Genomic DNA, 12,882 nt, shown 5'->3' with positions numbered 1-12,882 from the left:
GGTTTATACATTATGTTCACCTCATGAACTATTTTCTCACAGGCTTGACTTCAATATTTCCACCGAATCCTGTCTTGTCATTTTTTTAAACTTACCATATTCTGATTTCGCGCTAACCGTTTTATTCGCAATCTCGTCAATCGCACCTTCATCGATATCGTAATACGACAATCTTTCCGGAGCACCGAGCTCACTCCAGAATGCACGCAGCTTGTTGATCCCTTCAAGTGCTGCTTCATAGTCACTTTTACCATTTAGGTTAATATCAAACACACGAACCGCTAGCTGTTTAAAACGATTAACATTATTTTCATCCAATACATGCTTCATCCAGTTTGGAAATAATATCGCGATTCCCCCGGCATGTGGAATGTCATGGACTGCAGAGATTGCATGTTCAAGATCATGTGTCGCCCAGTCTCCTTTGTATCCCATATTGAGCATGCCATTTCGGGCCAGTACTGCATTCAGCATGACTGTCTCACGAAGCTCATAACTATTCGGCTTCTCCAACAGTCGGGGACCGGTTTCGATCAGGTCTCGCAAGATGGTTTCACAAAGCCCATCCTGCACTGGTGTGTTTGATGTGTGATGAAAATAATTTTCCAGAACGTGTGCCATTATATCGACGATGCCAAATACCGTCTGCACACGTGGCACGGAATACGTGAACGTCGGATCCAGAATCGAAAATTTTGGGTACGTGTATGGCGAAGACCACCCTTTTTTCTCCTTTGTTTCCCAATTCGTTATTACCGAGCTTGCATTCATTTCTGAACCGGCTGCAGCAATTGTTACAACCGTTCCAATTGGCAATGCACCGGTCGACTTTTCTTTTTTTGTAATAATGTCCCATACATCAGCTTCTGTTTTCGCGCCGATAGCAATTGCTTTTGATGCATCAATTACACTGCCGCCGCCTACTGCAAGCACTGATTGAATTTGTTCTTTTTTACAAACTTCAACCGCCTCACGTACAGTTGACAGTTTCGGATTCGCTTCTATTCCTGAGAATTCAACTACTTCAGCATTTATTTTGTTCAACTTTTCGATGATCTGGTCATAGATGCCATTTCTTTTTATACTTCCGCCGCCATAAAGCAGCAATACCTTTTTCCCATACTTAGAGATTTCCTCAGGCAGTGCATCCAGCTGGTCTTTCCCGAAAATCAGCTTAACCGGATTGTGAAATGTGAAATTATCCATAAAATCCCTCCCCCATTACCGGCACGAGCTTTCATTGGTTTTTTTACGCGTCTTTGGATGGTTATTGCGCGAGTTGTTGATTTATTGCGCATCTTCGAATGGTTATTGCGCGAGTTGTTGATTTATTGCGCATCTTCGAATGGTTATTGCGCGAGTTGTTGATTTATTGCGCATCTTCGAATGGTTATTGCGCGAGTTAGGATGTATATCACGCGAGATTCCCTTATTATTGCACGAGTTATCATTGATATCGCGCGAGTCGACGATGACATCGCGCGAGTTGTCCGCAGTATTGCACGTATTCAAGCACATTTACCTTTATTTTTTATAAACAACTGCATCTATTTCCACAAGAACATTCTTTGGTAATCTGCTTACTTCAACAGTAGCACGTGCCGGGTAGGGTTCTTTTAAATAACCGCTGTACAATTCGTTCACCGTTGCAAAGTCATCCATTGATGCTAAATAAATCGTAAACTTCACTACCTGGGAAAAATCAGTTCCTGCTTCTTTTAATATCGCAAGCAGATTTGCCATGACTTGCTTCGTCTGCTCCTCAATTCCGTCTGCAACTTCTCCTGTACCAGGATTAATTCCGATTTGTCCTGAAACATAAACAAAATCTCCAGCTTCTATTGCCTGCGAATACGGCCCGATTGCTTCTGGCGCAAATGCAGTATGTACTGCTTTTACCATGTCAATTCCTCCCTTTTTAATTCCATGTTATCATTCCATTTAAAGGCTTACTACTTTTTTGCAAGCACATCCCGGTACTCCATCACATCACGAACATAATAAATATCACCATAGCAGGCGTTGTATTGCTTCGCCTTCTCCCGCAAACATGTATAAATGGATTTGTTCGCTGCTTCGTTATACATTTTTTGGGAAAAATCAATTGCTGCCTGCTGTGAATAGGCACCCGAATTGGCGCTAACGTAATCAATGAAGCCTTTTCCAAAATTGTATGACTGGATTGCCAGTTTCAGATCACCTTTTGCCTCTTTAATCGTCTGTGAAAAATAGTAAACTCCCTGTTTTATGGAAAGTTCCGGATCATTGATACAACCCCGCTCCCCGCAATAGCTTTCTGATGATTGCATTGGATCATTGCCACGGCCGCCTGATTCCTGCATCATCATCGCTAATATCACGTCGACATATTCAGTCACCCCGTATTGCTCAGCATATTTTTCAACGGTCGGTTTGTAATCCCACACCTGTTCACTTACCAGTGGACGGGACAGCTCGAAGTTATTCCGCGGGCTTTCCAGAGATACAATCGACACGAGAATCAATATCCCGATTAGTACAGCTGCAACTGCCATCGTTTTTTTAATTGCTTTTTTCGTTTTAGGTTTCATGATATCCCTCTATTAATCTTTGATGCATTTTTCATAGACATATATACTAAGCCCGCTTTGCAAACAGTTCTTTTTCCCGCCATTTTCCAAAGCGGAAATACAAGAAGGCACAAAGGCTGCTTACTAAAAAGCTTGCTCCCATACCAATTGCAATTCCGGTTTGACCGAACCAATTCGAGAAAAGTGCTGTAAACGGATAGCGCAAAATCCAAAATGATATAAAATTCAGTGCAAGCACCTGATACATTGCTCCTGATGCGCGAACAATCCCGTTTAAAATAAAATTAATGCCAAGGAACGGATAGCATAAGGCGACTATTTTTAAATACGTTGTTCCGAAATCGACTGCTGCCTCATCCTGGATGAACAGCCGAATACCAAACTCTGCAAAGAAGACAACAATTAATCCCACAGCCACCATAACAGACAAATTATACAGTACACCAAATTTGGCAATGCGCTTTACCCGCTGCCAATTGCCGACACCGATATTTTGCCCAGCCATACTGTTTACCGATGTCCCGAGTGCATGCGCCGGCAGCATTAAAATACTGTCAAGCCGCTGTGCCGCACCAAATCCGGCAACAACACCGTCACCAAAACCGGTAACGACACTCATGATTGCTGCAACACCAGCTGAGATAACTGCCATTTGCAGCCCGGATGGAATTCCCAGATTCAGGATTAGTCCGACTTCCTGTTTCGATGGCAATTTCGGCATGCTGAATGGAGCAAGTTTACGGTACAGCACGTAGATGATGCCGTAAAGAAATGCACTGCCCTGCGCAACAATTGTGCCATATGCTGCACCCTCAATCCCTAAGTCAAACCCGGCAATGAACAGCGGATTCAGCACGATATTCAACAGCACGGCAATCATGACAAACCGGAGCGGTGTTTTACTGTCCCCCAGCGCGCGTAATACGGTACTGATAAAGTTATAGCCGAATAAAAACAAAATCCCGAGAAAATTTATTTGCAAATAAGCTTTCGCCTGATTCATCATATTTTCCGGTGTTCCCAAAAGCTGCAATAAACTTTCGGCAAGGAGAAAACCTGCAGTACTTAGCACGAGTGCCATTATTGTCAGGATCACAACAAACGCATTCAGATAACGGTTTAACCCATCATCATTATTTTTCCCTTTTTGCTGCGACAAAATGGTCAGTGCTGCATTGTTCAGTCCGAGAACAAATGATAACACCGTGAAAATAATCGTACTTGAGACCGCGACAGATCCAAGCGCATTTGCACCTAAAAGGTTCCCGACCCACAGACTGTCGGCAAACTGATAGGAAGTTTGCAGCAGATTGGTAAGCATAACCGGTCCGGAAAAGATGATCAGCTGCTTTAAAATATTTCCTTGTGTGAAATCGTGCTGCTTCTTCATCTATTGTTCAACCTTTCTCTCATTACATCTGGACATGTCTCAAAAGTGGGAAACGCTAAATTAGAATCCTAAAACGCTAAATCACTTCTAATATTCTATCACGAATTGATAACTGTTTTCTTTCCCAAAAATTATTTAAATAATTTTTAAAATACTTCCAATTATATGATATTATAAAAACAAGCTTGAAAAACTTTATAAAAAGGGGATGTTTTGTATGATGCAAGATCCGTTAACAGTTGGACCAATGCTCGAACATGCTGAGAAGTTTTTTGCCAAAAAACAGGTCATCTCACAGACGCATGATAAGCTTCACCGGCTTACATATGCTGATATCGGTAAGCGCACCAGGCGTTTGATGAGTGTGATGGACGAACTTGGTGTACAAAAGGGTGACCGGGTTGGTACTCTGGCTTGGAACCATCACCGCCATCTCGAGATTTATTTTGCCGCACCTGGAATGGGGGCAGTGCTGCATACCATTAATATTCGCCTGTCACCGGAACACATCATTTACATTATCAACCACGCTGAAGACAAAATATTATTTGTTGACGAAGATGTTTTACCTCTTGTTGAAGCAGTACAGGATAAGCTCAAAACTGTTGAAGCGATTGTCGTTATGACAGACAAATCCGACCTCCCGGAATCATCACTTAATCCACTTTACTCCTATGAAGAATTACTGCAAACCGGAAATCCTGCTTATGAATTCGACCGGACAATTGATGAAAATGACCCTGCCGGCATGTGTTACACATCCGCAACAACCGGCAAGCCTAAAGGTGTTGTCTATTCACACCGCGGTATCGTACTGCACAGCTATGCACTTGGACTGGCTGATTCAGCAGCAATATCAGAGTCCGATGTTTGCATGCCAGTTGTACCGCAGTTCCACGTAAATGCCTGGGGGACACCTTTTGCGTGTACCTGGTTTGGCACGACACAGGTTATGCCGGGACCACGTTTCACACCTAAGCGGCTTGCTGAGTTTATTGATAAGTTTCGTGTCACGATTACAGCTGGTGTTCCAACGATTTGGCTGGGAGTCTTGCGTGAGCTGGAGCAAGGTGATTATGATACATCAAGCCTGCGTGCTGTTCTTTGTGGTGGATCTGCCGCACCAAAGGGGCTTATCCAGGCCTTTGAACAAAAATTAGGCATCCCATTCGCACACGCATACGGGGCAACGGAAACGACACCACTTGTCACATTCTCAAGATTAAAAAGCTACCAGCAGGATATGAGTGAAGAGGATAAATTAACACAACGCGCAAAACAGGGTGCACTCGTACCAGGGCTTGAAATGAAGGTTCTTGGAGATAATGGCGAGGTTGCATGGAATGATGAAGAAATGGGTGAACTGCTATTGCGCGGGCCTTGGATTGCCAATGAGTACTATAAGGATGAACGGACGGAAAATGCCTTCCGTGGCGGCTGGTTCTACACGGGTGATGTCGTGACTGTCGACGAAGAAGGTACCATCAAAATTGTTGACCGTACAAAAGATTTGATTAAAAGTGGTGGTGAATGGATTTCGTCGGTTGATCTTGAAAACGCCTTCATGGCACATGAAGCTGTTTTTGAAGCAAGTGTTATCGCAATCCCGGATGCCGAATGGCAGGAACGACCTGTTGCATGTGTTGTTTTGCATGAGGGCTATGCTGACAAAGTTGGAAAGGATGATCTGCTCGAATTTATCCGTCCGCAATTTGCGAAATGGTGGCTCCCTGATGACGTATTGTTTTTCGATGAAATTCCAAAAACATCTGTTGGGAAATTCCTGAAGCGGCAATTGCGTGAACAGGTGAAGGAGCATTATAATATGCAGGGCTAAATAGATGAAGAGGCTGTCCCAGATTTGGGCAGCCTCGTTTTAAGGTATTAGCAGTTTCCGTATTGAAACGTGAATGAGACAAGGAGCCTGTCCCTATGTCTCTTCAACAAGAGAACGTATAATATCAAAAACATATTCTTCCTTATCAATTGCACCAACACCCTGGCCTGCCCATAGTGATTGCATATCAGCTACTGCATATTCTTTCCCGGCAAAACGGATATCTTTGGTCAACTGGTTTTGGATTGGGAATGGTAACAGCGTTATACCGCTCTCCCCCACCTCTTTTATAAAACGATTCTGGATAGCACGTGCCGGCCGTCCGGAAAATACTTTCGTAATAGCGGTGTCACCTGTTTTGGCTTTAATGAGTTCCCGGCAATAAGCAGCATTTGTCCCTGCTTCTTTTGCCACAAGAAACCGTGTGCCCAGCTGAACACCTGAAGCCCCTAAGACCATAAGTGCATCAGCCTGATTCTTAGAATGAATACCACCTGCTGCCACAACCGGTATGGATATGTTATCAACCAATTCCTGCACAAGCACATGCAGGCCGATGTTACATCCATCCGGGTATTTGTTTACATCGAATGTCCCTCTGTGTCCGCCCGCTTCATTTCCCTGGGCAACAACGACATCATATCCCGCTTCTTCAAGTTTTCTTGCTTCATCCAGGTTGGTTGCCATGCCAATCAGGGTCACATGATTTTCTTTTAACCGCTCAATTAAGACGGACGGCAATACACCAAACGCTGTGCTGACAATCGGGATATTTTCTTCCAAAATCACATAGACTTTTTCCTGCAAATGGTCGTGAACCTTTACTGAATCTTCCCCTGGATCGAGATCGAGTTCTTCCCTGTATTTATTTAACAATTGCTGCATAGAATTTACCTCAGTGGAAAACGCCTCCAGATTAACTGCAAAAAGATTTACAGCAAATGGCTTGTCCGTTAACTGCTTCACCGCTAAAATATCACTTTTTAATGCGGGAGCACTCATATATCCTGCTCCAATTGTCCCTAGCGCACCTGATTCTGCAACCGCAGCTACCATTTCAGGAGTTGTAATTCCACCGGCCATTCCAGCCTGAATGACAGGGATATCTATTTGCAGTTTTTCCAATAATTGAATCATATTCTACCCTCCGATACCTTTGCTCTTACTGAAAGAATACCACAATATAAGCCTATATTAATAGTTTCCATAACTTTCCTATGTTTCCTTCTTGACAATATTAAGAAAATTCCGTATTATGATAGAGATTAACGAATGAAGTCGCTAAATATATCGTTAATTATTTGATTCTAATCCAAAATGTAAACCTATGACAATATCATTTTTTAGGGGGACTATTTGTGAAAACAAAGATTGCTGTATTTGGCCGTGAAGCGTTAATTGACAGAATATACAGCTATGTTGAAGACCAGGATGATATCGAAATCTTTCCATTTGTCTATTCCGAGGCAAAAGAAACAGCGGATTTGGTAGAAAAAGCAATAATGTGCGATATTTATTTATTTGCAGGATCTTTGCCTTATTTGTATGCCAAAGAGAAAATAGACAAGAAAAGGCTTCCGGCAGTCCAGGTGGATTTTGATGAGTATATGATTCTTACTTCATTTTACCATGTACGAAACTATCAAAATCAGGAACTCAATCGCCTGTCCATTGATGTACTTGACAGCACAAATGTAGATGAGGTACTGAATGAAATAAAAATAAGTGGTGAGGAAATTTATACATATAGCTTCGGACATGACGATTCAGTTGAAATCGACCGGATTGTCAGCCACCATGAAGACCTTTGGAACGCGGGCAAAACAGACTATGTGCTGACATCCATTGATGAGGTTGAATTAAAATTGAAGGCGAAAGGCATCCCCACCAGTATTATGCAAATTCCAAAGCTTAACCTTGAACGGGCAGTTGAAAGAGCCAAATCAATTGCAACACTGAATCAGTCGAAAAGCGCCCAAATAGTCGCTGGCTACGTTCGCATCAAGGACTTTGATTCAATCAAATCGGAAAAAGGCGATTTTCATGCACAGGAATTACTATTGAAGCTCCATCAAATCCTATTAAAGTATTCCCAAAAAACATATGCATCGGTTTTATCAAATGGAAATGATCAATTCGTATTATTCGGGACACGCGGAATATTGGACCATATCACTAATCACTACCGGGATTTTCCGTTACTTAAGGAAATGGAACAAGCACTGAATACTTCGGTTGATATCGGATTTGGCCTGGGACTGACTGCAAAACAGGCAGAGGACAACGCAAAGATGGCACTCGAAGCGTGTGAACGATCCGACGGAGGGACATGCTACATCGTGAATGAACGCCGGGATACAATTGGTCCGCTCGGGGTTGAAAAAGAATTTAATACCTCAGAGCTGTACCAGTCACTAATTCATCGGGCAAAACTTAATAATGAGTTATCCTATAACTTCATTGACTTTATCGAGATTAGAAATAACGAACCATTTTCATCCAATGACATCGCCAGTTATTACCGGGTAACAAAGCGCAGTGCAGAACGAACGGTTAAAAAACTCCTGGCAGGCAACGTTATTAGAGTAGTCGGTGAAGAAAAGCCTTATGTAAAAGGCCGTCCAAGGAAGTTGTTTCAGTTGAATCAGTAATAAAAGTACAGAAAAAACCAGATATCGCGGATATCTGGTTTTTTCTAAGATTTATGGTTGCCAAATAAGTAATTCACGATATCGTCGAAGAATGTTACGGAATCGGTTACCAGGAATATAGGGAGTAGTATGATGGCTAGTATTACGGCAAAGTTGGATACGATAAATTTTGCGAACCCCTTGAATACACGGACCAATTTGACCATCCCCTTTATTATCAAGTAAAAACCTTCTACTATACTAATAACCTATTTAGAAACCGGCCAAACGTTCAACACGACTATATACTAAGAAGCTCCCGTACATCATCTTCACTGAGGCTCGACAGCATTGTTTCACCAGGCTGGATGACCTGATCAATCAGTTCACGTTTTTTCTGCTGCAGGTCGTATATTTTTTCCTCAATTGTACCTTCTGTAATCAGACGAATAACCTGGACGACATTTTTTTGCCCGAACCGGTGAGCGCGACCTGTCGCCTGATCCTCAACTGCGGGATTCCACCATAGATCATACAGGATAACGGTATCCGCTCCGGTTAAGTTCAATCCGGTTCCTCCCGCCTTCAGTGAAATAAGAAATACACTTTTCTCACCATTATTAAACCGCTCACTCATTTCAACACGATCCTGTGAAGCCGTTTGCCCATGCAGATAAAAATAATCGATATCTTCCTGCTGCAGTCGCTCTATAATGATTTCGTGCATACTAGTAAATTGCGAGAAAATCAGCATGCGCTTACCATTGGCGATGGCATTGCGAACCGTATCCATCAGCTGGTTCAGTTTGCCTGACTCGCCCTGATAATTCTCCACAAATACCGATGGATGACAGCAAATCTGTCGCAGTCGCGTTAACCCGGCGAGGATTTTCATCCGGTTCTGATTAAATCCGCCTTCTTTCATGGACTGAGCTGTTTCCTGCTGCAGCTGACGCAGGTAACCAAGATACAATTCTTTCTGGTCCTGTGTCAGCTCGGAAACATGGACGGACTCAATTTTTTCAGGCAACTCCTTTAATACATCCTTTTTCAAGCGACGCAAAATAAACGGCTTCGTCAAGGATGCAATTTTTTCATGCGATAGTTGTTTGAAAGTGCGCTGATCCGGCATCAATCCTGGTAAAATGACCTGGAAAATTGCCCACAGTTCGTCAATTGAATTTTCAATTGGTGTTCCACTCAGTGCGAACCTGCGACTTGCCTGAATCTGCCGGATCGCTTTGGATGTTTTCGTAGCATAGTTTTTAATATACTGTGATTCATCCAAAATTAAGGTCTGGAATGTCTTTTCCCGATACATGGCAATGTCCTGACGAAGTGTTGCATAGGACGTAATCCATACATCCATATACGAAAATTCTTCAATCATTTTCTCCCGCTCCAGTGGTGTCCCGGTTAGAATAGCCACCTTTAAATCCGGCGCGAACTTCTCACATTCATTTTTCCAGTTGTATAACACCGAAGACGGCGCAACAATCAAATGCGGGTTGTCACTTGGCTCTGATAAAATATAGGCGATACTCTGCACGGTTTTTCCGAGCCCCATATCATCGGCCAGAATACCACCCAAATGATAGGTGCTCAGCGATTTAAACCATTGGTAGCCTGTCAGTTGATAGTTCCGCAGTGTTGCATGGAGATTTTCAGGTAATGGGTACACCTGCTCCTCCGGCGATTTCAGCTGATGCAGCAGTTTACGGAATGCAGGGTCGTAACTTTTTTTCATATCAATCAGTTCATCAACCTGTGCACCGCGGTAAACAGGCATTTGGACTTTGCCATCCTGTAAATCATCTTTATCAATGTTCAAGTCATCGAAAAGCTGCTTCATTGATGAAAACTCTTCCCCTTCAAGGGACATCAATGCACCGCTCTCCAAACGGTAGTAGCGCTTCTTTTCCATGACAGCATTGAGGACCTGATTGATTTCCGAGTCATCAATCCCATCGATATCAAACCCGATATCAAGCAGGTTTGACGATGATTCAAGCTGTACACTCGTGCTTGGGGATGGTTCATTTTCCACGATGAAGCTGCGTATTTCGGACGTCAGAAACAACTCGATATACTTATCCAATAACGGCAATACCTCATACAGGAAATCGTAAAGCGCTTCCTCACCTGCTTCGATATACAATTCTTTTCCATTGTAATGAAAATTCGCATGCTCAATCAGGTGCATGATTTGCCGCTCTTTTTCCACATCCCGGATAATAATGACCTCACCCTGTTTGCGGCCGTTAAACGGGTCAATCTGATAGTCACCGTAGTGGTATTCCAGCCTCCCTGCGATCCAATCCGCTTTAACTTCGAGAAACAGCTTTGCACGCAATGGGACCTGGATAATTTCCTCTGCCACGTTTTCTTCTATGTTCACGTCCCCTACCTTTTTTAAGGATGGAAGGACTTGTGAAATAAACGCATCTGCCTGGGTTTTGGCGATTGGCAAACGAGGATTCTCAGATCCGGCTAGCGTAATTTTTTCGATGATTGGAATCTGTTCTTTTTTTGGAAAATAAAATGTGCCAAGCGAAAACAACATATGATAAAGCTTGAAGTAAGTCATGTTCTCCAAGCCTTCCATGGATAACTCCAAATCACCACGTTCATTTTTTGCCAGTGCAAAGTCAAAAGGCAAATCATCCTCCACAACACTGATATGCTGAAAACTTTGCTTTCCTTCTTCCACGGTAAAATCCCTTTCAGAAAGTAACTGAAGAACTTGCCTGGCAGCAAGCGGCGGGATAACGACTGAACGTTCCGGCGAATTCTGGTAATGGTAAATGGAACGGTCCAGATAAATTTTCTCATTGCGTAAAACGGAATACAGCTGTTCGAAAATTTCCTTATCCTGCTGCAAAAAATAGTGCACTTCCGGATCATATGTGAATGTTTTTGTAAAATAATGTTCATTGCCGTTAAGGACATTATCAAGGAAATCAAATGCATTCTTAACAACGAGGCAGCGCTTTTCGCCGACTTTTAATTCCAAAAGCAGATTGTGATCAAACGTCCACTTGCAATAATACTCCACATGGAGCGGAATTTTTTGACTGGTTATTTCCGAAGCCGGCTGGTAGTCGGTTAACGAGAGAATAGAATCCATCAGCCATTTACCAGGGTTATAGTTGGCCCTTTCGACTTGCGGCTTATTTGTATCCCTGTTGGCAATTTTAATCAGCACAGCTGCTATATGCTTGCACGATCCATAGGTGTCAAATGCCGGACAGTCACAGTATGTGTCAATTGAACCCTTTGAAAAATCTTTAGTATTTATCTCCACAAAATAATCTTCTGTTCCGTGTACAGTTGCTGTCCAAAGCTGGTTATTTATATCGTAAAGAAGATCACTGACTTGATCGTTCTTGTAATAATCCAATCCGCGCCGGTAAATGACGGATGGAAACATCTTTTTTATGTTAATATCACGAAAACTGTTCAAAATGCTAATACCCTACTTTCTACCATCTCTTTATCTACTATTTTATATGAGTTATTCGCATTTTTAAACTAAATGCTTTTAATAGGATAGGAGGATTTTAAGGGGAATATACGTGTGGGCTTGTTGTTTCTTTGTGAATGGTGAACTTGAGTCCAGTGAGACATAGGGACAGGGACCTTGTCTCATGGAAGCAAGGCACTTTTGGTAGAACACCATCTAGGGGAGGCGAACAAATTGTGAACTTGAGCGAAAACACTGTGAACTTGAGCCGGATTTATGACAGTTTGAGCCGATTCGCCATAATCTTGAGCGGATTCTATGACAATTTGAGCGAAAACACTATCGCCTGAGCGGAACACCGTGTTGAGGAGGCGTACAAATTGTGAACTTTGGCGAAAACTTTGTGAACTTTGGCGAAAACACTGTGAACTCCGGCGCTTTTCCTGTGAACTTTGGCATTCTGAGTGAGACACGCGGGCAGGTTCCTTATCTAAGAAATAAAGAACCCGTCCCTGTGGCTCTATCTCATTTTTTCCGGAAGTGCGTGGATGGATTCGATTAGGTCATTGAGTTTTCCTTCAATCCGGTGCAGCAAATAAAATGTCACCATGATTGGGAAGCCGACTTCTGTCACAAAGGATACCCATGTTTCCACTGTAATTCCCTCCTGTCTGATAATATTTTTAAGACCAGGGCAGTGCTGCCGCTGGTCTCCGAGAACAGTTAAAAAAATTTCCTTCAGTCAGCCATTTAGGCTAACTCTATTTCAACTACATTGCGTTCCACAACACGTGCGCCTTTTTTCTCCACCAGATTGCCACCTGAAGATGAGAATGCGTTTTGTGCGATAATCTCATCCATGGCGCTGGTAACTGCGGCCGGATCAACTGGTTCAACCGGCTTTTCCAATGAATAAGTTACTGTTTTGCCTTCTTCATTCAAGAATTTCAATTCCAACTTTTTCATCGTTTTCCCTCCCTTCTATGATTTTT

General features: G+C 42.8%; 10 protein-coding genes. 2 read left to right on the top strand and 8 right to left on the bottom strand.

The genetic code is table 11. The features are described 5' to 3' along the window. Window positions 1-36: 36 nt before the first annotated feature. The 4 genes from G6R02_RS01415 to G6R02_RS01400 all read right to left on the bottom strand — a co-directional run bounded on the left by G6R02_RS01415 (window position 37) and on the right by G6R02_RS01400 (window position 3,960). On the bottom strand, window positions 37-1,206 hold the full coding sequence (locus G6R02_RS01415) for an iron-containing alcohol dehydrogenase (RefSeq protein WP_164667489.1): 1,170 nt from the start codon (window positions 1,204-1,206) through the stop codon (window positions 37-39). 318 nt (window positions 1,207-1,524) lie between these two features. Continuing rightward, window positions 1,525-1,902, bottom strand: coding sequence for a RidA family protein (locus G6R02_RS01410; RefSeq protein ID WP_164667488.1), 378 nt, complete (start codon window positions 1,900-1,902; stop codon window positions 1,525-1,527). Window positions 1,903-1,952: 50 nt separating this feature from the next. After that, on the bottom strand, window positions 1,953-2,570 hold the full coding sequence (locus tag G6R02_RS01405) for a lysozyme family protein (protein ID WP_164667487.1): 618 nt from the start codon (window positions 2,568-2,570) through the stop codon (window positions 1,953-1,955). 46 nt (window positions 2,571-2,616) lie between these two features. Further along, window positions 2,617-3,960, bottom strand: coding sequence for an MATE family efflux transporter (locus G6R02_RS01400; protein WP_164667486.1), 1,344 nt, complete (start codon window positions 3,958-3,960; stop codon window positions 2,617-2,619). A gap of 217 nt (window positions 3,961-4,177) precedes the next feature. On the opposite strand from G6R02_RS01400, the gene G6R02_RS01395 reads away from it, so the two are divergent. Beyond that, window positions 4,178-5,797: a long-chain fatty acid--CoA ligase gene (locus G6R02_RS01395; RefSeq protein WP_164667485.1), complete on the top strand. Its 1,620-nt coding sequence runs from the start codon at window positions 4,178-4,180 to the stop codon at window positions 5,795-5,797. Between the two features lie 93 nt (window positions 5,798-5,890). Here the strand turns inward: G6R02_RS01395 and G6R02_RS01390 are convergent, their stop codons facing one another. After that, complete coding sequence (locus G6R02_RS01390) at window positions 5,891-6,934, bottom strand: NAD(P)H-dependent flavin oxidoreductase (RefSeq protein WP_164667484.1); 1,044 nt, start codon at window positions 6,932-6,934, stop codon at window positions 5,891-5,893. A gap of 221 nt (window positions 6,935-7,155) precedes the next feature. Between G6R02_RS01390 and G6R02_RS01385 the strand changes: the two genes are divergently transcribed. Continuing rightward, the gene (locus tag G6R02_RS01385; protein WP_164667483.1) at window positions 7,156-8,448 is read left to right on the top strand and encodes a hypothetical protein; all 1,293 of its coding nucleotides are present in this window, start codon (window positions 7,156-7,158) and stop codon (window positions 8,446-8,448) included. Window positions 8,449-8,728: 280 nt separating this feature from the next. Here the strand turns inward: G6R02_RS01385 and G6R02_RS01380 are convergent, their stop codons facing one another. The 3 genes from G6R02_RS01380 to G6R02_RS01370 form a co-directional block, all read right to left on the bottom strand. Further along, complete coding sequence (locus G6R02_RS01380) at window positions 8,729-11,890, bottom strand: DEAD/DEAH box helicase (protein WP_164667482.1); 3,162 nt, start codon at window positions 11,888-11,890, stop codon at window positions 8,729-8,731. Between the two features lie 520 nt (window positions 11,891-12,410). Continuing rightward, the gene (locus tag G6R02_RS01375; RefSeq protein ID WP_164667481.1) at window positions 12,411-12,545 is read right to left on the bottom strand and encodes a YvrJ family protein; all 135 of its coding nucleotides are present in this window, start codon (window positions 12,543-12,545) and stop codon (window positions 12,411-12,413) included. 95 nt (window positions 12,546-12,640) lie between these two features. After that, window positions 12,641-12,856 (bottom strand): DUF2922 domain-containing protein, encoded by a 216-nt coding sequence (locus G6R02_RS01370; protein ID WP_164667480.1) that lies wholly within the window; start codon window positions 12,854-12,856, stop codon window positions 12,641-12,643. Window positions 12,857-12,882: the final 26 nt, after the last annotated feature.

The organism is Virgibacillus doumboii, from assembly GCF_902806455.1.
GTDB lineage: Bacteria > Bacillota > Bacilli > Bacillales > Amphibacillaceae > Lentibacillus > Lentibacillus doumboii.
The sequence above is the reverse complement of the archived record's forward strand: the minus strand, read 5'-3'. Positions and strand labels throughout refer to the sequence as shown.